This window comes from Salinicola tamaricis, assembly GCF_003006155.1.
GTDB classification, from domain to species: domain Bacteria; phylum Pseudomonadota; class Gammaproteobacteria; order Pseudomonadales; family Halomonadaceae; genus Salinicola; species Salinicola tamaricis.
This window is the reverse complement of the sequence record NZ_CP023559.1, coordinates 2,634,124-2,657,068: the sequence shown is the minus strand read 5'-3', so window position 1 is coordinate 2,657,068 and position 22,945 is coordinate 2,634,124. Positions and strand designations below refer to the sequence as shown.

Here is a 22,945-nt window from a genome sequence, read left to right as displayed (position 1 = left end):
CGCTTACAATCGAGTGAATCCAAGCTAGCCAATGTCCGAAAACCTGTCATTACGACCTTGGTCACAGCCACCGATTTCGATGACTGGGGCGCGGGACAACCCGGTGATACGCTTACGCAAACTCTCATGAGTCGCCCCATGAACAGGGATGTCAAACGCACACTGCTCGAGGACGTCGCCCGCGAAGCCGGGGTCTCCACCGCATCGGTCTCCCGCGTGCTCAACGCTGCACCGCATGTCAGCGAGCGGCTGCGCCACAAGGTCGAGGCGGCGGTCGACCGGCTCGGCTACGTGCCCCATGGCACCGCCAGGGCCCTGGCCTCCAGGCGCATCGGCGCAATCGGCGCCCTGGTTCCCACCCTCGACAACCCGGTCTTCAGCGCGATGATCGACAGCCTCGAGCGCCGGCTAAAACAGTACGACTGCCGGCTACTGATCGCCACCTACCGCTACAGTCTTGCCGAGGAGGTCGAGTCGCTACGCACGCTGATCCAGCAGGGTATCGACGGTGCGGTACTGATCGGCCACGACCATCTGCCTGCGGCCCTGCAACTGTTCCAGCAGCACGAGCTGCCTTACCTGACCTGCTGGCACAGCCAGGAGGACCCCGACTGGCCGAGTATCGGATTCGACAATGCGGCACCGGCCCACCAGCTCGCCGAGCACCTTATCGACCTGGGCCATCGCCACATCGCGGTGATCACTGCTCCCGTCGAGGGCAACGATCGCGCCCGGGCCCGCCTGCACGGCTTTCGTCACGCCATCGAGACGGCCGGCCTGGCACTGCCCGACGACCACATCGTCACCATCGACTACGGCATCGAGGAAGGGGCCACGGCGTTTGCCGAACTGATGCGACTCACACCACGCCCCACCGCCCTCCTCTGCGGCAACGACGTACTGGCTTTCGGCGCAGTATTTGCCGCACAGCGTGCCGGTATCGCCATCCCCGAACAGCTCTCGGTGACCGGTTTCGACGACCTGACCCAGTCGCGCTTCATGCAGCCCGCGCTGACCACCGTGGCCACCCCGGCCGACGAGGTCGGACGCCGGGTGGCCGATGACCTGGTGGCACGGATTCAGGGGCGGACCACGCCACACAGGCAAGTACTCGAGGCCCGTGTGGTGCTGCGTGACTCGACGGCGCCGCCCCCTTCCGCCGGCGACTGACGTACCGGCGAAACGCCTCATGGCAGTCAGCACGTGCCTCTCGGCTCAGGCACTTTCGTAGAGCCGCGTGAACACGAATTCCCGATGCCCCAGCGCCTCGGCACTGGTATGGCGACCGTTGGCTGTGCGCAGCAGCATCTCCAGCAGTTGATCCCCCGCCTCCGGCAGATTGATCTCGCGGCGCAGGACCCCCGAGACGTCGACGTCGATATGCTCGCTCATCGTGCGCACCGTGCGCGGATTGGCGCAGAGCTTGATCACCGGCAGGATCGGGTTGCCGATCACGTTGCCCTGCCCCGTGGGGAAGAAGTGCGCCACGAACCCCGAGGCCGCGCACAGGGTGACCATCTCCGCCGCCGCCGACGAGGAGTCCATGAACCACAGCCCGGGTCCGGTGGGCGCCTCGGCCTTGTCGAGTACCCCATCCACCAAGCAACGCTTGCCGATCTTCTGGATGTTGCCCAGCGCCTTCTCCTCGATGGTGGTCAGACCGCCCTCGATGTTGCCCTTGGTGGGCTGCGACTCGGAGAGGTCGCTGGTCTTGTGGCGGTCTATCATCGCGCTGTAGCGGTCGAACATCGCCTGGAACTGCTCGCGCACCGTGTCGTTGGCGCAGCGCGCAGCCACCAGATGCTCACCGCCGGTCAGCTCGGAGGTCTCGCCGAATACCAACGTGCAGCCCTGATCATAGAGCTGGTCGAAGGCTTCGCCGACAGTGGGATTGGCACCGCAACCGGAGGTGGTGTCGGATTCGCCGCACTTGGTGGAGACCCACAGCTCGCTGATGTCGCAGGGCTCGCGCTGCAGCTCGCTGGCATACTGCACGAACTCGCGAGCCTTGCGCGAGGCGTTGGCGATGGTGTTGTGGTCACCGTTCTGTTCGATCCAGAAACCTTCCACGGGCTTGCCGGTGGCACGAATGCCGTCGACCACCTTGCCGGTCCAGCCGGGCTCGATGCCGACCACGATCACTGCAGCGACGTTGGGATTGGAGCCAGTGCCGATCAGGGTCCGGAAGTGCAGGTCCAGATCGGCACCGAACTGCAGCCGTCCATAGGGGTGCGGCAGTGCCAGCGTGCCCTTGATGTTGTTGGCCACCGCTTCCGCCGCAGCGTTGGAGATGTCGTCCACCGGCAACACGATCACGTGGTTACGAATGCCGACGCGGCCGTTATCGCGCCGATAGCCGAGGAAGGTGCGTCCCTTGAGTTCCATGCTTACCACCTCTTGGTTTTGACGTTGTGAACGTGGACGTGCTCGCCCTGGCGTATCGACTGCACCACCCGACCGATATCGACGCTGTACTTGATCACCGCCTCGCCCTCGGCGAGATCGCGGATCGCCAACTTGTGACCGATGGGGATCGCGTCCTTGACCTCGAACTCCAGCGTCTTGTCCTGATCCATTACCCAGCCGGGCGTCTGACCCGCCTGGACCCCTTCCACCACCACCACGCCGACCGCGTCGTCGTCGTGGACCACGAAATCGATGCTCATGCGCCTCTCCTCGCGTGGATCGCGTTGATTGTCATCGTCGTTGCCGAGCGTTCGCCGGCGCGACAACTCATGTATATGACATAGTATACATGACAGTCAAGCAGGAAAACGTTCCCGCCCGTGCCGCCGCGTGGCGAAATCGCTTGGCTAGCCAGTCAGACGGAGCGCCTCAGGGCAGGCAAAGGACGCACAGCCGCCGGCGCGGTGAGTGAGGGAGAGGCAAGAAAAGGAGAGGCAAGAAAGCGAGGAGAGAGAGGAAAAACGTGAGGCCCGGCGTCGCTAGTCGGACGCGCGCAAGAAGACTTTGAACGCCTGCCACAACGGACTGCGGTATCGCTCCGGATGCCAGACCAGCGAGAAAGGCGGGTGAGTTGCAACGGGCTATTCAGGGCGACGAGTTCACCGCGATCGAGTTCGCCGGCCACGCTCAGCCGCGACAGGCAGCCGAGGCCGAAGCCGGCACGCACCGCCTGCTTGATCGCCTCGTGCTGCTCGAGTTCCATGCGTACCCGGATGCGTTCGACGTGGGGGTGGATGGCCGCCTCGAAGATCGAGCGCGTTCCCGAGCCCGGTTCGCGCAGGATCCACTGTGCCGACTGCAGATCCTCGACACTCAGGCCATCGCGGTACACCAATGGGTACTGCGGCGCGGCCACCACCACCATCTCGTCCTGGCGCCATACCTCGCTGACCAGTCGCGATTCGCTGCACTGGCCCTCGATGAAGCCCAGGTCCGCGTCGAAACGCTGAATGTCCCGCATCACCTCTTCCGTGTTGCGCAACCGCAACTGCAGGTCCGCCGACGGGTGGCGCTCGATGAAGCGCCCGGCAAGCATCGGTAGCAGATAGGTACCGATCGTCGCGCTGGCGGCGACATGCAGCGTGCCGCGCAGCTCACCCTCGGGTTCCCGGGCGGCATCGATCAGTTCGTCGAGGCCGTTGAGGACCTTTTCGGCATAGGGCATGAGCCGGCGTCCGGCATCGTTGAGTTCGAGACGACGGCCCAGGCGTTCGAAGAGCACCACGCCGAGCTGACGCTCCAGATCCCCCAGTGCCTGGCTGGCCGCCGACTGGGAAAGACTGAGCTGACGGGCGGCCGCACTGACGGCACCGCCACGGATCACGGCGACGAACACCTGCAGCTGGCGGAAGGTCACATAACTCGACATATCGGTTTCACTTAACTGTCATATCGTTATTACCCAATAACACATAAGCCTATTCCTGATTAGCCTAACGAGACCTATCCATGGCGTCATCGCCAACCATCGGAGAACGTCTCATGTGGCAGGGATTGACACTCTGTGCCGGTCTGACCGCGGTCGGCTTCGCCCTGGCCCATCTGCCGGGTATCCGGGAAAGCGGCGTCAGCCCACTGGTCTTCTCGCTGCTGCTGGGGCTGGTAGTGGGCAACCTGCCAGTCGTCGGCCATCTGCCGCGAGCCCGTGCCGGCCTTCAGTTCGCCACCCGCCGGCTACTGCGCGGTGGCATCGTGCTGTTCGGCCTGTCGCTGACGCTGCAGCAGATTCTCGGCCTCGGCCCCAAGGTGATCCTGCTCGACACCCTGGTGATCTGCAGCGTGCTGGTCGTCGGCTACTGGGTGGGCACACGCCTGCTGGGGCTCGACCGCGAGACCGCCCTGCTGACCAGCGCCGGCAGCGCGATCTGCGGCGCCGCCGCGGTGCTGGCGACCGAGACCACGATCCGCTCGAAGCCCGCCGCCACCTCCATGGCCGTGGCGACGGTGGTGCTGTTCGGCTCGCTGGCCATGCTGATCTACCCGCTGATCTACCCGCTCACCGGCATGGACGAAGGGCTCTTCGGCATCTACATCGGCGCCACCGTTCACGAAGTGGCGCAGGTGGTCGCAGCCGGTGACGCCGTGGGTCCGCAGGCGCTGGCCAACGCGGTGATCGTCAAGCTGGTGCGAGTGATGCTGCTCGTCCCCTTTCTGCTGGTGGTCGGCCAGTGGTGGATTCGCCAGCAGGCCAGCGAAGGCAACACCGAGGTGGCCGGCGGCGGCCTGGTGATCCCCTGGTTCGCCTTCGGCTTCCTGGCGATGGTCGTCTTCAACAGCGTCGTCGCCCTGCCGGCGCCGCTGCATCAGTCGCTGGTGATGATCGGACAGATCGCCCTGGCCATGGCGATGGCCGCGCTGGGGTTCGAGACACGCTTGGAAAAGCTCAAGGCACTGGGGGTCAAACCCTTCCTGCTGGCCCTGTGCCTGTTCGCCATGCTCCTCGCCGGCGGCATGATGGTCACGCCGCTGCTGATGCGCTGATCCCCGGGCACCATGAAATGACAAGGCCCCGGCTACAAGCCGGGGCCCTATCGATGATGGCGCCGCTTCAGCGCCTGGCCAGAGAGGGGCCGCGCCACAGGGTGTAGTAGAGCTACCCCGAATCGCGGGCCGCCGTCATACCGGACCTCTTCAGGGGCAAGGTCACCGCAGGCAGAGCGGACCCTTGAAGGCCATGGGGTATCGCTGATCAAGCTTTGTCGGTGGCTGGGGCTTCCACGGCGGACCTGATATATCTCGCCGACTCATTCTCCCCGAGCGTCGCCGTCGACCTCGCGAATAAACGCCGCGAGCCGGGCCAACTCGGCATCGTCAGCACGCTGGTAGTCGTGAGAGGAGAGATATCCTTCGTAGCGCTCGAAATACTTGTTCACCCTCGATTCGATAGCCTGGAAGCCCGCATCGGCGCCGGTACCGTGCATGGGAAACAGCTTGGCGTGGAGATGATCGACACCGTAGCCCTCGAAGAACATGCCGCAGCGGGCCACGCCCTCCAGTGCCCGATCCAGCCGCCTGGCCACCTGCTTGGTCGCCACGATCAGCTCACGCAGCACAGCGTCTTCCTGTTCGAAGGCATAGCTACCATGATGCGCCTTGGGGATCACCACGCTGAAGCCACGGGTATTGGGAAAGATGGAGAGAAAAGCGAGATGCCGTTCATCCTCCCAGATCCGATGACAGGGCGCCCGCCCGGCCACCATGTCACAAAAGAGACAGCTCATAAGGGTTTAGTCCTTTCATCTCGGCGTGAACGCACCGATCTCTGGCAATGAGGGACAAGATGGACCGTGGCACCTTGGGAGCAGACGCCCGGTGGCCAAGCGCGAAGTCATAAAGTTTGGTTAAGGAACAGGCTTTAGCGCGTCCCAGCGAGCGAAGCGAACGATTTGAACCACTAGTTAGGTTTCACTACTCGTCCAGTTCCCACTGCGTTGTATCATCAACAGGTTGTGGCATGCGCCCTTCGAGCCATTTGGCAATAGCACCGGGTTTGAAATCTTTGTCTGAGCACTCAATTACCTAAGATAAAAAATCTCTTGGGCCACCATTCAAGTACGGCGGCGGCAAAACAGGTTTAAATACCGTGGGGAGACGCTCATTCAATGATAATCAATTCAATATACGACCTAACTCTTGCACGACCTTCCAAGAACATGGATTATCAATATCGATAGTAAAATTAACCCACCATTGACCGTCTGACGAGTATCCGTGACTGAGCGGAGAAGATATGCCCGGAATCTTCCGCAGGAATATTTCGAGGCCTTGAAATGCACGATCATCCATAGTGAGACCTAACGCCAGCCAGCATGCGCAGCTACGGAATGGAGGCGAAGCCGCAATGTAGTAGACGTCGCCGTGACTGGCCTTGTTACATTTTTTCTCGGTTAAAAAGCAACTGCTCACTTGTGCTATATATCTCTGCCCATGTTCCACCAAGATTAGCACAAGGTATCAGTTTATACTCTTCGTCGTGCACCTTCAGGAATATCACATTGATCCCTGATGACCTGTTTAGCTTGATCGCCGCCGATTTCATAGCGGCACTTGAGTTACAACCTAGATAAATACATTTGATGGATGCTAGAGGTACATCCGCCACATAGATATCATTACCCAAAGCATCTTTTGCACCCAAGTTTGCACACTCAGAAAGTTTCTTTGTTATCCTAACCTCATTCTCGTAGGACCAAGCATCCGATTTAAAATATAGATCTTCAATCGCCACAAACTCATTCTCATACAACATTCTGGCGTCGATAATTGGCCGGCGTGGCAAATAGTGAACTGGACTTGCTTTCTGAATAAACTCACTTTCAGGATGAAACTCTATCACCAGCCCTTGGTGAGATTCGGCGTAATGTGCCCACATAAGGAAATTGGCAGGCATCAATGTTTCTGCTCGAGCAAGACATAAAATCCCAATATGTTCATTTAATTGCGAAAAAATGCCCTTTCCGTCCACTTTCTGAAGTTGGGTTTCAGTTGGCCGATCGTTAAGGAGGTACTTTTCATAAGACGACTGATGCCCATGAATAACAAACTTGCAAGGGCGCTGATCGCCTTCAACTAAGCTTGCGTCTTCCACGTAAAACTCAGGCTGAAGTTCAAATGGGTCATTAAAAGCTTTTGGCTGAGAAAACCTTATTGTCTGTTTTTCAAGGAAGATCTCCGAAGACACCTTCCCTAGATATTTATACGTTTTCACCAAGCCTCCCTACAGAGTGAGTAAAAATGTAACGCCGCCAGCACGCGCGGCTTTGTAGTGAAGGCGACGCCGCAACGGAAAAACCGTCGCCGTGCCTGGCCTTATTATGTTTTTTTCGCAATTTCCTGAACGTGCTTCTCAAAATCGTTTGCGGCTTTACTTAATCTCTCTAGCGAGTCCTGAAATAATGGGAGCCATTTTTCTCCTGAGAAATCGCCTTGCTTATACTGTAGCTTATAGCCATGCAGGATATTATTTGTCTTCTCCAGCATTTGCTCAACACCGGCGAAGCTATCTCTCAATTCTGGAAAGTACATATCCATTATCAGGTGCACTCGTTCCGGGTTATGTGTGTATTCACTGTCAATACTGAAATCCAATGCCTGGTTGAATGTTAACTCTCCTTCCATCACTTGGCGATAGGGTAAGAAGTGAGTCACTACGGCATTCATATATCGTCTTGATTCAACATACAACTCTTCCAATCGGTTTCTGATCAGCTCTTCTCGCTTTAGCTTTCTTTCATGTTCTAGCTGAATTGATAAACGCTCGTTATTTGACTTGTTGGTAAGCCTGACACCAATCAGTGTTAGCGTGGATGTAAGCAGTGCGGTGAAGAACGCTATCCATGCTGATGATGGAATTGATTTCAGCAGCTCAAAAAATTGTTCCACTCAACCTCCATCTCGATAAAAAATAACAGTGATTATACAGCGCGCTCGCTTAGTGACTTGAACGCGCTAGCACGCTCAACAACATTGTCGAGCACACCATTTTTTACCTAACCCATTGATAAAAATGGTTTCTCACAACAGCTCGGCTACCTACGCCGAATTCGCGCGCTTGCGCATCTTGCCAGATCTAATAGCACTGTATAGAAACACAGCAACCTCCAGAATCAACGTATGGATACGCAGAGCAGACCTCCCAGGCTGATGGATAGTATAAAGGCCCTAATGCGGATAAAACGCTACAGCCCGCGTACCGAGAGGGGCCACGCTACCGCCCCTACCTGGGCATGGGTGATGGCGGCTTGCCATTCATGCGGTAGTTCTAGCATTCAGCTAAGAGACAATTCCACCTGGCCATGCAAGAGGTCTTGTAACAAGATTATTCACTCATCATGAAGGATGCAAAACGTTGTGTGTCGTAATAGACGCACAATTTGCCGCTTTGAGATTCAGCCCCCGGGTGATTCCACCGCTCAAGCGAGCGGAAGCGTATGACGATGCAATGAACACGCCCCAAAGAAAGAAGCCCCGCGCCAGAGGTCTGGGGCGGGGCTTTTCTGATGACGCGAGTTTTCTGGGTGGGCGAACCTTGCCTCTAGCCGGTGACCCACTGCCCTCCACGGTAAGCGAGTACTTCGCCACTCTGGTCATCCAGCGCGAATAGATGCAGCCAGCCATTGTGCGTCAGCGAGGTCAGCACCTCGTGGCGCGCGATGATCTCGGCGATCGCCTCCGGGGGTGCGGCGAGGTAGGCGCTCAGGCGCAGCGGTTCGTGGCGCCAGCGTTCGCCGTCATGCAGCGACTGCAGCGGCAGGCCGATACGTAGATCGCCGCCGTTGCCTTCGAACACGCCAATATGCCCGCCGACCACGTTGTGCAGCACCTTGTTGCCACTGCCGAACTTGCGGTTGTCGGTGACCGAGGCGTTGTACTGCATGTTGATCCAGTGGGCGACCACCAGCGGTGCGGTCATGATCGCTTCCAGCCGGGCGAAGTCGCTATCCGTACGCCAGTCGTAGTCGTGCAGGAAGCTGCGCCCGGCGAGATCGAGCAGCGCGGTGCAGCGCCGCGGGGCGGCGATGAAGCTGGCGTTGTTGGCAAGCCCCCACTCGGGGCGGGTCTGCGACCAGTCGGCGCCACGGCGGTCCAGGGTCTGCTCGAGTTCGGGCGTATCGGCCGCGAGGCCGAGCTGCGGGGCGCGCCCGCGCCGGGCCTGCTCACCGGCCCGCTGGAGCCAGGTGCGCATGTCTTCACCCAGCACCTGGGCGTCCGTCTCCGGCCTCCAGCAGTTCGAGTCGGTCGGTGATGGTGTGATGCAGCGCCGGTAAGAAGCGCGTCTCCTGGGGGGATGACCAGCCCGTCTTCCGCCAGCGCCTCGCGCAGCGCGGGGTCGTTGAGCAGCCGCGCCAGGGCGCGCACCGAGACTTCCCCGGACTGGCCGCCGCAGGCGCCGCACTCGAGCCCCGCGGCATGCGGGTTATTGCTGCTGTGGCTGCCGTGCCCCACCAGCAGTACCCGAGAGGCGATTTGCTCGGTCAGCCCCATGCCCACCAGCACGCTGCGGGCGAGCGCGGCCTTGTCGGCCAGGCTCAGCGCCTCACCGCTGCCGCGCCAGTGCCAGCTCAGCGTGTCCATGGCGAGCGGCTGGCGCCGGACTTGGCCTCCAGCGAGCGGCGCAGCAGCTTGCCGGCATAGAGCAGCCCGCCCGCCTCCACCGCGGTGAAACTGGCGCTGGCCGTGCGGCTCCACTCCTGCAGGCGCGCCTGCCAGTTCAGCCGTTGCGCCGTGTGTGTCGTCCCTGTGTTCGGTTCGCTCTTGAGCATCACCTGTGGCGCCAGCAATCCCGGCAGGTGTGGCTGGGCCAGCGCGGTGCCGCCCTGCTGGTGCGCCAGCGGCAGCCCGAAGAAGCCGGCGAAGCCCAGGGTCTGGATCGCTGGGCTCTGGCGCTCCAGCGCCCGGCGCATCGGCTCGGAGCGCACATCGATGCAGAACACTGCCTGTAGCCGCGGCGTCTGCGTATTGTCTGAAGCCACACCCGCGGCCTGCCGCAGCGCATGATGCAGCGGCTGCTGGTAGGCGATTTCGCTGGCGAGCTGCCACACCCATAGCGGCTGCTGCGCACGCTGGTGGCGCTCGATGCGCGTCGGCAGCTCCACCAGCTCGGCGTGCCACAGCCGATTCAGGCGCTCGGCCTGCTCCGGCTGCTCCGCTCCGATATAACGCCACAGCGCCAGCTCCCAGGCCAGGCGGATCGCCAGCAGGCTGCGCATGTCCGAAGGAGACCGCTCGCACTGGCCCTGGCGCTGAGTCTCCTCCTGCGCCTCACCGGCGGAGGCATCCAGCCCCTGCTGCCAATCCTGATAGGCGACCCAGCTGGCCCAGCCGTTGATATCGAGCAGCAGCGCCTGGGCGTAGCTCTCGAGATGCCCGGTGGCGACATCCAGCTCGGCAATGGCCGCCTGGAACAGCCCCTCTTCGCTCTCCGGCAGGGTCTGGAAGTAGCGCCGCAGCCGCGGCTCGCCCATCAGGATGGCGATGCCGCGATCCTCGAGAGTCATCTCGCGCCAGTGCTGGTAGAGCCGCTTGCCGCGGGGCGCGTGCAAGCGCTCGGCGTTGAGCGGCCCATCCGCCTGATAGTAGGCGGCGCAGAACTGGCTGATCTGATGGGTGATCTCGTCGCGCCAGGCCATCTGATGCTGGCGATCACGGCGAGCATCGATCAGATCGCTGATATTGTGCCAGTGAGGCAAGCGGCTCAGCTCATCGACCACCGCCAGCAGATTGCGGCAGGCGCCGTGGTAATCGAGCCGTGCGGCGGCCTCACTCAGGTGCGCCTCGGTGATCTCGCCACGCTGCCAGGCTGCCAGATAGTGGCTAGGCGGCATCAGACCGTGGACATTGCCCAGCGCCGAGAGGCGCGCCGAGACCGTGGCGGCGTCTTCCCCGCGCTGGGTCCAGTAGGGGCTCACCGCGATCAGCCGATCCAGCGGCCAGCTCGGGGCGATGCGTGCGCAGGCGCGATCCAGCGCCGCGATCTGGGGCTCGGTGAGCGGCGTGGCGTCGCTCGCGTCGGCCAGCCGTGCGGTTCGAGAGGTATCGAGACTCATCATTGGAAACTCCCGCGAGAGACGGTGTGATGCTGCTTGGCCTGAATCCGGCCGGGCAGCGCGTGGGGCCAGAACTTGAGGGTGTTACGAGTGACCCATTCGTCGAGGTAGAAGCCGGCGTAGCAGTAGCGGTTGAGCGTCTGCGAGGCGCGGTAGTGCAGCCCATGGCGCTGCAGCCAGTAACCGGCGAATAGCAGCACGAACAGCACGCTCACCCATAGATCCGCCCAGGGCGAGACGCTGTGCCCGGTGGCGGGCAGCAGCGTGACGAACAGCGTCTTGAGGCCGACATAGGCGAGCACCACCAGCACGGCCAGACCGAGGAAACTGCCGAGGGCGCCCGCGCTGCGCTCACTGCGGCGCTCGGCCAGCATCACGCTCAGCGCCAAGGTGACCAGCACCCAGGGGCTGTAGGCGGCGAAGGCAGGCGAATCGCTGAGGCTGCGTGCCAGCACCACCACCGTGCTTACCAGCGCGGCGCTGATCAGAAAGGCGGCGAGCCACTGGCCCGGCGAGGGGCTGCGAGCCGGGGCCTGGCGACGCAGCAGATCTTCGGCCACCGCCTCGCCGGAGCTGAGAAAGGCGTAGGCCTTGTAGCAGGAGTGGGCGAGCAGGTGCAGCAGCGCCAGTTCGGTCAGCCCGAGGGCGATCTCGACCAGCATCAGGCCCATCTGGGCGCTGGTCGACCAGGCCAGGCGCACCTTGACGCTGACGCGGGTCATCATCACCAGCGCCGCCAGCACGCTGCTGACGCCGGCCACCGCCAGCACCAGCGCCTGGGCCGGCGCCGACTGCAGCAGCAGCGGCGAGAACAGCAGCAGCAGGTAGCCGCCGAGGTTGATCACCCCGCCGTGCAGCGTCGCCGACACCGGGGTCGGCGCCTCGACCACCTGGATCAGCCAGCCGTGCAGCGGTAGCTGGGCGCACTTGATCAGCGCCGCCAGCCCGATCAGGCAGGCCGCAGCCTGATCGGCGAGGCTCAGGGCATGGCCGGGTACGGCATAGGCGGCGGTGATGACGCTGATCCGCGCGCTATCGTGTTCCAGGTAGAGGATGAGGAAAGCGGCTGCGGCGCAGAGCTCGGCGGCACGGGCGAAGAGGAACTTCTTGTGCGCTGCCAGGGCCGCACGCGGGCGGTCCGGGTAGAACATCAGCAGCTGGTGCATGGCCAGGCTGATGCCCAGCCAGGCGAACAGGAACAGCAGCAGATGATTGCTGAGCACCGCCACGCTGACCGCGGCAAAAAGCGCCTGAACGAGCGTGACGAAGCGCCGCTGGCGCGGCTCGCCCTGCAGATAGGTCGCGCTGTAGCGCACCACCACGAAGGCGATGAAGTTGGCCAGCGCCAGCATGGTCAGTTGCAGTATGCCGCTCTGCCACCAGCCGGCGAGCGCTGGCAGGCCGTGTACCAGCCCCAGCGCCAGCAGCGCTGCTGCCAGCAGCACGCTGACGCTGGTGGTGATCTGGCCGATGCGCCAGGCCCGCGCGGTTGAGCCGCGGGCGCTGACCACTGCCCCCAGCGCCAGGATGAGCGGCACCAGGGTAAGCAGGAAGGTGAAAAATGGCTCGTTGCCGTGCATGGGAAGGCTCCGCTGATCCAGGGAGCGTGCAGTATCCGGCGAAGCGATTTTTAATTAAAATAGATATTAATTGATCAATAGTTCTATAAAAGAGAACGAAATGAGCCGCCTCAACTATCATCACCTCTACTACTTCTGGCGCGTGGCCCGGGAAGGCAAGCTGACCCAGGTGGCGGACTCGCTGCACCTATCGCAAAGCGCGCTCTCGGCGCAGATCCGCAAGCTGGAAGAACGGATGGACAAGCCGCTGTTCGAGCGCCGCAACCGCGCTCTGGTGCTGACCGAAGCGGGCCGCCGGGTGTTCAACTACGCGGAGGCGATCTTCACCAAGGGCGAGGAGCTGGAGTCGCTGATCAGCCGCGGTATCGAGCCCGAGTACCAGCGCCTGCGCATCGGCACCCTCTCCACCATGTCGCGTAACTTCATCGAGAGCTTCGTCGCCCCGCTGCTCCATCAGCCCGAACAGCGCGTGCACTTCAGCCTGCACGCCCGCGGCATGGCCGATCTGCTGGATGGCCTGGCCCGCCACGAACTCGACGTGGTGCTCACCAACACCCAGCTACCCTCGTCGCATTCGCAGGCCGCCGCCTGGCAGAGCCAGCTACTGGCGCGCCAGCCGCTCTCGATCATCGGCCCGCCCGGTACCGCCCCGGGCACCCCCTTCCCCACCGGCTTCGAAGACAGCCGCTGGATTCTGCCCGGCGAGCACCACGAGATTCGCCGCGCCTTCGATGGCCACTGCAGCCTCTACCAGTACCGGCCGAAGATCCTCGCCGAAGCCGACGACATGGCGATGCTGCGCCTGCTGGCCCGCGACAGCGGCGCGCTGAGCGTGCTGCCGGAGGTGGTGGTCAAGGACGAGCTGCAGCAGGGGCGCCTGACGCGCCTGGAGCAGCTCCCCAACGTGTTCGAGAACTTCTACGCCATCACCCTGCCGCGGGAGTTCATGCCGGGAGTGGTCTCGGAGCTGCTGGCCGGGCCACTGGGGGATATGGCCTAGCGGTTAACCAACGTTGAGCGTCTAAACCTACCGGTCATCTTAAAACCGTCTCGCATGTTCATGCCCATCAAGACGAGATTGGTCGCACCGGCCAGCAATTCAGCGCCTTGCACCAGGTAGAAAGCCGTATCGAACGCGCCTGCGGATGCCCAGCGATCCAGAAACACAGCGCAGGGAATGAGCACCAATAAGCCATTGATGGCAATAAAGGGCATTCTCATTGTCTTGCGTCGTACGAGCTTCCCACTTCTGGATTTCGCCAAGGCAAAACCGCTGCCGCCGGTCAGGGCAATGGAAGGCACCAGCACCCACAAGCCTGGCCACACGATGAGGCTTTTGACGGTCGCGATGGATGCTGGCGTACCGAACAGCTCGACGAGGATCGTCGACGAGAAGAACGTGGCAATGCAAAAGATGGCGAGGGTGGCTGCCAGTCGATGGAGCATGAGCATTCTGGTTTCCTCCGGCGGGGCAAATTGGTAACATGTTGTCATCATGCGAGCGACAACCGAGGTTGTCAATATGTTGTCAATTCGCCGGAGGAATCGTCGATGAGCGACGCTCAGAAAGGCCCGGTGTTCACCGAGATTGTTCTCGAAGTCTTCAAGCTGGGCGGGTTCCTCGTCAGTGAGGGCGACCGTATGGGGTCGGAATATGGCATCACCAGTGCCCGATGGAAGATCCTGGGTGCCCTTTCCCTGGCGGGTGAACCACAAACCGTGCCGCAGATCGCCGGCAGCATGGGGCTGACAAGACAAGCCGTACAGCGGCTCGTGGATGCCATGCAAAAGGATAACCTTCTGTTATTCCAAGACAATCCGGGGCATAAACGCGCGAAACTGATCAGCCTCTCGGACCTCGGAAAAACGGTCTATTCGAAGCTGTACGAAAAGCAGTCAGGCTGGGCCAAGACATGCTCTGCAGGCATCACCCAGGCGGAACTCGAGACAACACTGTCTGTGCTCGAGCGCATCTCCGGCGCGATTGAGCGCTGACGAAGCTTTAGTACTCCCAAGATTAGGGGCACCAGCATCTGGGTCGCGCCAGCGATCGAGAGCCCCAACCGGCCGGAAGCCGATATGGCACGGCGACTAGCGAGACACCACACGCCACAAAAACCAAAAAGGCCCCGAGTCTGTGGTCTGAATCGGGGCTTGTTACGATGTGCACGAGCAGCTGTGGTAATTGAATACAGGCGAATACGACCAGCAGGCACTAGCAAAGCTAGATAGGCACTTGCGGGACCTTTCTGCCGCCGTCGAGGTGCAGCCGCACCAGATAACGTCAATTCGATGAGGAGCGTGGGCCGGGGCGACTTTTATACGTCTTGTCAAAAAACACTCGCCCGCCTCTACCCAATCGAAACCTGATGCTCGATGACCTCGTAGTGCTGTACCGAAAGATCAGGCTCAAGTTCATAAGCTTTATCTTCCGGGTACAAGCGCGCCTGGGAAATATCGGCACCCGCAAATGCCTCTATTGACGCCAGATCGTCCCAGCAAGTAATGAGAGTGAGCTCAACTTTTCCTACATGAAAGCGGCGAAAAATCTGAGCACCACAAAATCCCGGCGTTGCGGATGAATCTTTAATGCCCGTTTCGTAAAGGTAGCTCGTAAACCCTTCACCATGGGCTTCGGGCACTCGACATTTCCATTCTCTAGCAATCATTCAAACCATACTCCACGCACGTTACAGAATTAAGATTAGCGAAACCCCAGCAAATACAGCAATCATCCACCTGCAGCATTGAACCAAAGATACTTATCAAAAACTCTTTCCAAAAACCACCGCTGCCTTACAAGCCCCTCTAACTCACCATGGTTTTCTTCTGCAACCAAAGAGTATTGCTTGACATTAATTAGACCTTCGCATGCCTCTCGAATCCTTTCCTCATGCCTATCAAAAGCTAACAACCACTTCTCGCAGTAGGTATCGTAGCTAGCGCCGTAAGGAACTTTGTACTTATTAGCTCGCAGCCAGGCAACTGCTCTGCCATCGAAAATAATTATGGGTGATTTAAACCGAAGCCAAAGAAGCTTTGACGCGGCGGAAATGGCATTCTTTCCGTATTTCTCTTGAAAACTTGCGGCAAGAGCTCGCACAGTTTCACAGGCCTCATTCGCGCTAATGGGCCCCTTCACGTCCAGCACCAAAGCCTCAGCTGTAGCTAGACGCTTTTCATTTTTCAAGCCGGAGAAGTTCCTAGTGACTTTGTAGTACTTCGCAGCCCCATGAAAAGCCTCAAGGCTATCATCCTTATCGGGGCCACCGATGCGTTCAGAGAACGGCTTGTCCCACCAGTACCAGTCATTTAGATACATCAGAGCAAAATAGTTAAAATTCTCCAAACTCAACCCCTTAGACGATCAACATGGAGCAAAACAGCGACTCCAAGACGTCAGCATCACTCGAAGAACCACTCTTTGATGCAAGCAATCAGTGTAACAGAAGCTTACATTCAACTTCAATCAATCCTGAAGGCTCTGTAGCCTCCTTGACTTCACTACTAACACTCATGCGCCGACAAGAGAAAGCTGACCTTGTTGCAGCAGAAAAACCTTTGACTCTTTGAGACCATATATCTCAGACAAACGGCTGAATTCATGGTCATTGTCTAAAAAAATTCGACGTATTCCACTTATCGATCCCGCCGTTCATCCGAACCGTCGATGACCGTTTGGAGCCGCGCTCCCTCAGCGAACGAAATAGTTCGCTGGGGAAAGGGTATCTCGATGCCGGCCTCATCGAATCGGCGTTTCACATTGGCATAGCTGTCGCACTGCAATACGAAACCGTTGGCAGAACTGTCTGCCCAGGCCCACGCTCTGAGCGTGATGGAGGAATCACCCAGCGCCGTGACTCGTACCGGCACGACCGGGGCATCATCTCGTATTTGCTCTGCTGTGCGCGGGTCAATGATCAGCGGATGCTTGACGATTGCGTCTTGCATGATCGCCATGGCTTGTTCCAGGTTCGATGAGTAGCCGACCCCCACCTCGATGATCTTGCAGATTTTACTGTCGGTGTGGTTGGCGTTGACCACTACCTCACTGCTGATCTGTGAATTCGGGATAATGATCCGATTATTCTCGGCATCTCGGAGGATGGTTTCGCGAAGGGTGATATCTTCGACCGTACCGGTGTAATTGCCGGAGACCGTGATTCGGTCACCGATTCGGAACGGGCGGAAGAACACGATCATGAAGCCGCTGACAATATTTCCCAGGACTTGCTGTGAGGCCAGACCGCCGACCAGCGTCAGAATACCTGCCCCCGTCAGCAGCGAATGACCCACGATATCGAGTTCGGGAATACGCGTCAGGCATGCGCCAATACCGACGCCATAGATAACGACAGAGATGAGACGCTTGGCGAAATTGAGCGCAGTCTTGTCGACAGAGGCCGTGGCCAATTTGGACGATTCCACCCGATTGATGATCGCCATCACGACCCAGTTCACCAGGGCCGCAATGCCCAGGATGGTGACGAGTATCGCCAACAGCCGGAAGTCCGAAGGGACGCTATCGAATATTGACTTCATCTGGAAGCCCCCAATAAATCAAAATACACAGCTTTGCGGCAACATTGGAGCTGTGAAGAAGTGACAATATCGCTCGACGAATGCGGCTTTTCATACATGAGATTCATCACGGATTCTTCTCAGATAGAACCGATGGATAGGAGAGCATCGACAGGTATGAGAGCACCGGTCGTGCCGAGGCACGTCACTACGCCCCTCGGCGCTGGACCATGGCCGTTTGGGGGCGGCCTTTCTCTGACAGTAGCCAACCGCCACATCGAGAACAACGGCCCGCGCCTATCTTCCCATCACGGGCGGCTTACGGCACGCTGTCCGGGTGGGTCGCATACCGCCCCGCACCAACAACAATCGCATCGCACCGATAACAACCGCACAACTTCAAGGATCTCTCCGTGACACCACGCTTCTTCACCGCTCGCGGCATGGCCTGTCTGACGCTATCCGCCGTGGCGTTGTTCACCGCGCAGCTATTCACCGCTCCCACCGCCAGCGCCGCCAACCAGACCGAAGCCGGGCAGCACGTACGCATCGCCGTCGATGTACCCTATCCGCCGTTCGAGTATCGCAACGCTGCCGGGGAGCTGGAAGGCTTCGAGATCGATCTCGGCAACATCCTGTGCCAGCGCGCCAAGCTCGACTGCGAGTGGGTGGTCCAGGGCTGGGATGGCATCATTCCCGGCCTGCTGGCGCGCAAGTACGACGCCATTATGTCGTCGATGCGCATCACCCCAGCGCGGGAGCGTCAGGTGCGCTTCACTCGCCCCTATGCGATGTCGCCCAAGGTGTGGGTGGCGCGACGCGGCGCGACGATCGATCTCGACGACCCCGCCTCGTTGAAGGGGCTGAGCGTGGGCGTCCAGCGCGGGACCACCCAGGATAGTTACATTACCCAGCGTTACGGCGACGTGCTCAATGTCCAGCGCTACGCCACCGCCGCCGATGTGGCCCTGGATCTGGAAGCGCAGCGGCTCGACTTGGCTTTCCTCAACTATCCGGTGGCGCTGGATGCGCTGGCACTCGGCAAGCCGGACAGCCAGTTCGTGCAGGTGGGCCCGCGTATCGATCGGCCGGAGTCGATCTTCGGCCGCGGCAACGCCATTGCGGTGCGCCCGCGGGACGAAGCCCTGGCCGCGGCCTTCGACCAGGCGCTGGATAGCGTCTACGCCGATGGCACCTTCGTCGAGCTGATGCACCAGTACTTCGATTACGACCTGCGCCCGCCCTCGCGCAAGTGAGACCAACAGCGCCCCTGCGTTCAGGCCCATGCCAGCGCGCAGGGGCCTGAACGACAACGCCGCCGGAGAGCTCTCCGGCGGCGTTGTCGTTTGGCAGTGGCATGAACTTGGGAGTGGTGCTCAGAATTCGAGACAAATCTTGCCGAAGTGCTTGCCCGACTCCTGATGACGGAAGGCATCCGCGATCTCACCGAGGCCAAAGCTGCGGTCGATGATCGGCTTGAGGCCGGTGACCTCGAGGGCGCGGATCATCTCGATCTGATCGCGGCGGCTACCGACGATCAGCCCCTGCAGCTTGGCCTGCTTGGCCATCAGCTTGGCCGTGGGCACTTCGCCGCCAACCCCGGTGAGCACGCCGATCAGCGCGATATGCCCGGCGATCGCCACGGCATCGATCGACTGCGGCAGGGTGCCGGGGCCGCCGACCTCGATCACGTGGTCGACCCCGCGCCCGTCGGTGAGCGCCTGGACCCGCTTGCCCCACTCGGGCTCGTCGCGGTAGTTGATGGTGTGATCGGCACCCAATTCACGCAGTCGCTCCAGCTTGGCGTCCGACGAGGTCGCGATCACCTGCGCTCCCATCGCCTTGGCCAGTTGCAGGGCGAAGATCGAGACGCCGCCACTGCCCAGGGTGAGCACGCTGTCCCCCGGCTTGAGGCCACCATCGACCACCAGAGCGCGCCAGGCGGTGAGCCCGGCAGTGGTCAGGGTGGCGGCTTCAGCGTGGCTATAGCCGGCCGGGGCCAGGGTGAACCAGTGGGCGGGGCGCACCACCTGCTCGCGGGCGTAGCCGTCGACGCCGTCGCCGGGCACGGTCTTGAAGTCGGCGACCCGCGCCGGCCCTTCGAGCCAGTAGGGGAAGAAGGTCGAGACCACGTGATCGCCGACCGCGAACTCGTCGACACCCTCGCCGACCGCTTCGACCACGCCGGCACCATCGGACATGGGTATACGCCCATCCTCCGCTGGCGAGACGCCGCTGGCGACGAGGTAATCATGGAAGTTGAGCGAACTGGCGTGGATACGCACGCGGATTTCACCCGGCCCGGGGGCGCCGGGGGCGTCGGTGGTTGCGAGAGAGAGCTTGTCGAGCCCGCCGGGCGCGGTCAGATGAACGACCTGCATGAAGTCAGCCTCCTGGTTTGGTTGACGTCTGGGAGTGGACATCGATGAACGTCCTGGCGCCAAGGCCAACGGCTAAGCGGCCGCCAGCCGGGCACCACCGACGATGCCCTCCCTGACGATGTGCCCCCAGTGTAGACACCTCCCCTCGCCCTCGCCTCACCAGTCGTCGGCGTCTTCCTGCTGGCGCGCATCGCGCTCGGCGGCCTCTTCACGTGCGGCATCGATCACGCGCATCACGTCGCTGACATCGACCCGCGTGGCATCCGGGATATAGCGCCCAGTCAGCACGCTCTCCGGGTGCAGCTCACCGGCCTCATAGGCCGCCCAGATCTCCTTGCCGTAGTCGGTGGCGAGCAGTTCCGGGGCGAAGCGGCCGAAATACTGGCGCAGGTTGTCGACGTCGCGCACCAGCATCCAGGGCGCGTTGTTGTTGCCGGCGGCATCCACCGCCTGGGGCAGATCGATGATCACCGGCCCCTCGGCGCCGACCAGGATATTGAATTCCGACAGATCGCCGTGGACCAGCCCGGCGCAGAGCATGCGTACCACCTCACCGATCAGGCGCTGGTGGTAGTCGAGTGCCTGTTCCGGGGTGAGTTCGACATCGTCCAGCCGCGGGGCGACATCGCCGTCGGCATCGGCGATGCGCTCCATCAGCAGCACGCCATCGACGAAGCCGTGCGGTTGGGGCACGCGCACCCCGGCATCGGCCAGGCGGTAGAGTGCATCGACCTCGGCATTGAGCCACGCCGACTCCTGCTCGCGCTGGCCGTAGCGGGTCTTCTTGGACATCGCCCGGGCGCGGCGGCTGTTGCGCACCTTGCGCCCCTCCTGATAGGTCACCGCCTGCTTGAAGCTGCGGCTCTTGGCCTCCTTGAAGACCTTGGCACAGCGCAGTTCGTCGCCACAGCGCACGACAAACACCTGGGCCTCCTTGCCGCTCATGAGCTGGCTGACGACCTCGTCGATCAGGCCATCTTCCACCAGCGGCTGCAATCGCTTGGGTATCTTCATGCGGCCTCGCTCTCAGCGCTTTCCACTATTCACTTTCCACTATTCGCTTTCCAATCTTATCGACCATCGGCTATCGACCATCGGCATCGACCACCAGACGAGCACGACAGCGCCGCCCTTTCAACTTGCCGGCGTTCAACACTGCCAGGGCCTGGCGCGCGACCTCGCGCTCCACCGCGACGAAGGCGGCACGATCGGTCACCTTGATCTTGCCGACCTGGCTGCCTTCGATACCCTCAGCGTCACCACCGCGGGTCAGGGCGCCGAGAATGTCACCGGGGCGGATCTTCTGCTGCTTGCCGGCGTCGATCTCGAGCGTGGCCATGGCCGGCTGGAACGGCGTCTCGTCGCCGCCCGCGGGCAGCGGCTCGAATTCGGGCGGCTCGGCGAGCAGCGCCGCCAGCCGCTCTAGACGGTAGGTCTCGCGTTCGCTCACCAAGGTGCAGGCCGTGCCCTGCTCGCCAGCGCGGCCGGTGCGCCCGACCCGGTGCACGTGGGATTCGAGCTCCCGCGCAAGTTGGTAGTTGAATACCGCATCGAGGGCGTCGATATCCAGACCACGCGCCGCCACATCGGTGGCGACCAGGATCGACAGGCTGCCCTGGGCAAAACGGATCAACAGGCGGTCACGCTCGCGCTGGTCGCGCTCGCCATGCAATGCCTCGGCGCTGAATCCCCCCTGCGCCAGCGCCTGCGCCACGCTCTCGGTCTCCTGGCGGGTATTGCAGAAGACGATGCTCGAACGTGGCCGGTAGTGGCGCAGCAGGCGCATCAGCGCCGGCAGCCGCTCAGCGTCGTCGGCGACCCGGTGGAAGTGCTGGTGGATACTCTCCCGGCCGTGGGTCTCGGGCACGCTCAGGCTGACCGGGTCGCGCAGCATGCGCTCGGCGACCGGGCGCACGGCGTCGGCATAGGTGGCGCTGAACAGCAGCGTCTGGCGTGAACGCGGCGTGGCGGCGACGATCGTCTCCAGCGCCTCCTGAAAGCCCATGTCGAGCATGCGGTCAGCTTCGTCGAGCACCAGCACGCGCAGTGCATTCAGATCGAGCGATCCCTTGCGCAGGTGCGCTTCGAGCCGGCCGGGGGTGCCGACCACCACCATGGGCGCCGTGGGCCAGCGAATTGAGCTCTTGGGCCCATCGGCGTCCCGCCGCACAGGGTCAGGATCTTGACGTTGGCGAGCTGCCGCGCCAGCCGGCGCAGCTCCTCGGCGACCTGATCGGCCAGCTCGCGGGCGGGGCAGAGCACCAGCGCCTGCCACCTCGAAGGCGCGACATCGAGAGCCTGGAGCAGACCGAGCCCGAAGGCCGCGGTCTTGCCGGAGCCGGTGCGACCCTGGCCGATCACATCTGCGTCCGGCGAGGATCTGGGCAGCGCCAGCGCCTGGATCGGGGTCTGGTGTGATAGCCAGCGGTCCAGGTTGTGCTTGAGCGCCGGGGTCAGCGCAAGTGCGCTGAAGTCGGTCGAGGTCGCGGTGTCGGACACGAGCGGGATTCCTGTACAGAGGGCGGATCGCGGCTTTCCCGCCGCGCGTGGCGCCGCGCAGTGGCGGTCGTCGGAGGGGCAGGATACCAGAGCCCGCCGCTACGCGTCGGCATCCCGCAGCGTCACTGGCACGAAAGCGTAAATAAACCTGCAAATCCCGCCAGGTTGAGTAAAATCGCGGCCGTCGTAGACAACCTGATCGTAGACAACCTGATAGGTGTGACTGATGGGAAGGGCCTTCCAGACCGCAAGGAATCCATGGCCAAGACGGCCGCCGCCAAGCCAAGGTGTACAGCAAGTACGGCCGCGAGATTTACGTCTGCGCCAAGTCGGGCGGTAGGTACCGACCCCAACGGCAACTGACCCTGCGCGGCCTGATCGAGAAGGCCAAGAAGGACCAGGTGCCCTCTCACGTCATCGAGAAGGCGCTCGACAAGGCCTCCGGGGCCGGCGGCGAGGACTTCTCCACCGCGCGCTACGAAGGTTTCGGCCCGGGCAACTGCATGGTCATCGTCGACTGCCTGACCGACAACCCCAACCGCACCTACGTGACGTGCGCGGCTGCTTCACCAAGAACAAGGCCAAGATCGGCACCCAGGGCACGGTCAGCCACATGTTCGATCACTGCGCGATCTTCGCCTTTGCCGGCGATGACGAAGAAGCGGTGCTCGAAGCGCTGATGGAAGCCGACGTCGATGTCACCGATATCGAGAGCGAAGCGGCGGCCGGATCACCGTATTCGCCCCGCATACCGCGTACGCCAAGGCCAAGCAGGCGCTGCTCGACGCCTTCGGCGAGATCGACTTCGAGGCCGACGAGATCCAGTTCCTGCCGCAGGACGACCACGCCGTTGGAAGGCGACGACCGTCCAGTTCGAGCGCTTCGTCGACATGCTCAACGAGCTCGACGACGTGCAGAACGTGTATCACACACGCCGAGCTGCCCGAGCAAG

At 61.6% G+C, this 22,945-nt stretch carries 21 protein-coding genes and 2 pseudogenes; 6 read left to right on the top strand and 17 right to left on the bottom strand.

The annotated features are described in order from the left end of the window. Nucleotides 1–138: 138 nt before the first annotated feature. Nucleotides 139–1,170, top strand: a complete 1,032-nt coding sequence (locus CN538_RS12200) for a LacI family DNA-binding transcriptional regulator (protein WP_164999592.1) — start codon at nucleotides 139–141, stop codon at nucleotides 1,168–1,170. A gap of 45 nt (nucleotides 1,171–1,215) precedes the next feature. Here the strand turns inward: CN538_RS12200 and suyB are convergent, their stop codons facing one another. The 3 genes from suyB to CN538_RS12185 form a co-directional block, all read right to left on the bottom strand. Continuing rightward, the gene (gene suyB / locus CN538_RS12195; protein ID WP_106419598.1) at nucleotides 1,216–2,385 is read right to left on the bottom strand and encodes a (2R)-sulfolactate sulfo-lyase subunit beta; all 1,170 of its coding nucleotides are present in this window, start codon (nucleotides 2,383–2,385) and stop codon (nucleotides 1,216–1,218) included. 2 nt (nucleotides 2,386–2,387) lie between these two features. Continuing rightward, nucleotides 2,388–2,666 carry a UxaA family hydrolase gene (locus tag CN538_RS12190; protein ID WP_106419597.1) on the bottom strand — a complete coding sequence of 93 codons (279 nt, stop codon included), beginning with the start codon at nucleotides 2,664–2,666 and terminating at the stop codon, nucleotides 2,388–2,390. 155 nt (nucleotides 2,667–2,821) lie between these two features. Further along, nucleotides 2,822–3,835: a LysR substrate-binding domain-containing protein gene (locus CN538_RS12185; RefSeq protein ID WP_242495052.1), complete on the bottom strand. Its 1,014-nt coding sequence runs from the start codon at nucleotides 3,833–3,835 to the stop codon at nucleotides 2,822–2,824. An 80-nt stretch (nucleotides 3,836–3,915) separates the two neighbouring features. Between CN538_RS12185 and CN538_RS12180 the strand changes: the two genes are divergently transcribed. After that, complete coding sequence (locus CN538_RS12180) at nucleotides 3,916–4,947, top strand: YeiH family protein (protein ID WP_242495050.1); 1,032 nt, start codon at nucleotides 3,916–3,918, stop codon at nucleotides 4,945–4,947. Nucleotides 4,948–5,210: 263 nt separating this feature from the next. On the opposite strand, the gene CN538_RS12175 is transcribed toward CN538_RS12180, so the two are convergent. From CN538_RS12175 to CN538_RS12150, 6 genes and pseudogenes are all read right to left on the bottom strand, one after another. Continuing rightward, complete coding sequence (locus tag CN538_RS12175) at nucleotides 5,211–5,687, bottom strand: HIT family protein (RefSeq protein WP_106419596.1); 477 nt, start codon at nucleotides 5,685–5,687, stop codon at nucleotides 5,211–5,213. A gap of 650 nt (nucleotides 5,688–6,337) precedes the next feature. Further along, nucleotides 6,338–7,174, bottom strand: a complete 837-nt coding sequence (locus CN538_RS19960) for a DUF2971 domain-containing protein (protein WP_129591361.1) — start codon at nucleotides 7,172–7,174, stop codon at nucleotides 6,338–6,340. Between the two features lie 104 nt (nucleotides 7,175–7,278). Continuing rightward, complete coding sequence (locus tag CN538_RS19955) at nucleotides 7,279–7,848, bottom strand: hypothetical protein (protein WP_129591360.1); 570 nt, start codon at nucleotides 7,846–7,848, stop codon at nucleotides 7,279–7,281. Nucleotides 7,849–8,500: 652 nt separating this feature from the next. Beyond that, complete coding sequence (locus CN538_RS24490) at nucleotides 8,501–9,166, bottom strand: putative inorganic carbon transporter subunit DabA (RefSeq protein WP_277985019.1); 666 nt, start codon at nucleotides 9,164–9,166, stop codon at nucleotides 8,501–8,503. Nucleotides 9,167–9,303: 137 nt separating this feature from the next. Continuing rightward, nucleotides 9,304–11,012: pseudogene (locus CN538_RS24485) on the bottom strand (putative inorganic carbon transporter subunit DabA); the annotation flags it as partial. After that, entirely contained in the window at nucleotides 11,012–12,592 is a 1,581-nt protein-coding gene (locus tag CN538_RS12150; RefSeq protein ID WP_106419593.1) for an NADH-quinone oxidoreductase subunit L, read from the bottom strand. The pseudogene CN538_RS24485 and the gene CN538_RS12150, both read right to left, overlap by 1 nt. A 100-nt stretch (nucleotides 12,593–12,692) precedes the next feature. Here CN538_RS12150 and CN538_RS12145 point away from each other — a divergent pair, with 100 nt between their 5' ends. After that, nucleotides 12,693–13,592, top strand: coding sequence for a LysR family transcriptional regulator (locus tag CN538_RS12145; RefSeq protein ID WP_106419592.1), 900 nt, complete (start codon nucleotides 12,693–12,695; stop codon nucleotides 13,590–13,592). Here CN538_RS12145 and CN538_RS12140 read toward each other — a convergent pair. Next, complete coding sequence (locus tag CN538_RS12140) at nucleotides 13,589–14,044, bottom strand: hypothetical protein (RefSeq protein ID WP_106419591.1); 456 nt, start codon at nucleotides 14,042–14,044, stop codon at nucleotides 13,589–13,591. The genes CN538_RS12145 and CN538_RS12140 overlap by 4 nt on opposite strands. A 99-nt stretch (nucleotides 14,045–14,143) precedes the next feature. Between CN538_RS12140 and CN538_RS12135 the strand changes: the two genes are divergently transcribed. Beyond that, entirely contained in the window at nucleotides 14,144–14,587 is a 444-nt protein-coding gene (locus tag CN538_RS12135; protein ID WP_106419590.1) for a MarR family winged helix-turn-helix transcriptional regulator, read from the top strand. Between the two features lie 356 nt (nucleotides 14,588–14,943). Here CN538_RS12135 and CN538_RS12130 read toward each other — a convergent pair whose 3' ends face one another. From CN538_RS12130 to CN538_RS12125, 3 genes are all read right to left on the bottom strand, one after another. Beyond that, nucleotides 14,944–15,234, bottom strand: a complete 291-nt coding sequence (locus CN538_RS12130) for an antibiotic biosynthesis monooxygenase (protein WP_242495048.1) — start codon at nucleotides 15,232–15,234, stop codon at nucleotides 14,944–14,946. Nucleotides 15,235–15,323: 89 nt separating this feature from the next. Then, on the bottom strand, nucleotides 15,324–15,941 hold the full coding sequence (locus tag CN538_RS19950) for a hypothetical protein (protein ID WP_129591359.1): 618 nt from the start codon (nucleotides 15,939–15,941) through the stop codon (nucleotides 15,324–15,326). A 290-nt stretch (nucleotides 15,942–16,231) separates the two neighbouring features. Further along, entirely contained in the window at nucleotides 16,232–17,134 is a 903-nt protein-coding gene (locus CN538_RS12125) for a mechanosensitive ion channel family protein (protein WP_106419588.1), read from the bottom strand. Between the two features lie 392 nt (nucleotides 17,135–17,526). On the opposite strand from CN538_RS12125, the gene CN538_RS12120 reads away from it, so the two are divergent. Continuing rightward, nucleotides 17,527–18,369: a transporter substrate-binding domain-containing protein gene (locus CN538_RS12120; protein WP_242495047.1), complete on the top strand. Its 843-nt coding sequence runs from the start codon at nucleotides 17,527–17,529 to the stop codon at nucleotides 18,367–18,369. A gap of 120 nt (nucleotides 18,370–18,489) precedes the next feature. Here the strand turns inward: CN538_RS12120 and CN538_RS12115 are convergent, their stop codons facing one another. From CN538_RS12115 to CN538_RS26350, 4 genes are all read right to left on the bottom strand, one after another. Continuing rightward, nucleotides 18,490–19,494, bottom strand: coding sequence for a zinc-dependent alcohol dehydrogenase family protein (locus tag CN538_RS12115; protein WP_106419587.1), 1,005 nt, complete (start codon nucleotides 19,492–19,494; stop codon nucleotides 18,490–18,492). A 156-nt stretch (nucleotides 19,495–19,650) separates the two neighbouring features. Then, on the bottom strand, nucleotides 19,651–20,508 hold the full coding sequence (locus tag CN538_RS12110; protein ID WP_106419586.1) for a PA4780 family RIO1-like protein kinase: 858 nt from the start codon (nucleotides 20,506–20,508) through the stop codon (nucleotides 19,651–19,653). A 70-nt stretch (nucleotides 20,509–20,578) separates the two neighbouring features. Then, nucleotides 20,579–21,610, bottom strand: coding sequence for a helicase-related protein (locus tag CN538_RS24480; protein ID WP_422917502.1), 1,032 nt, complete (start codon nucleotides 21,608–21,610; stop codon nucleotides 20,579–20,581). Next, nucleotides 21,547–21,993, bottom strand: a complete 447-nt coding sequence (locus CN538_RS26350; RefSeq protein ID WP_422917501.1) for a DEAD/DEAH box helicase — start codon at nucleotides 21,991–21,993, stop codon at nucleotides 21,547–21,549. The genes CN538_RS24480 and CN538_RS26350 overlap by 64 nt, the downstream gene beginning before the upstream one ends. Before the next feature lie 226 nt (nucleotides 21,994–22,219). Between CN538_RS26350 and CN538_RS12100 the strand changes: the two are divergent. Next, nucleotides 22,220–22,934, top strand: a pseudogene (locus CN538_RS12100) (YebC/PmpR family DNA-binding transcriptional regulator); the annotation flags it as partial. Nucleotides 22,935–22,945: the final 11 nt, after the last annotated feature.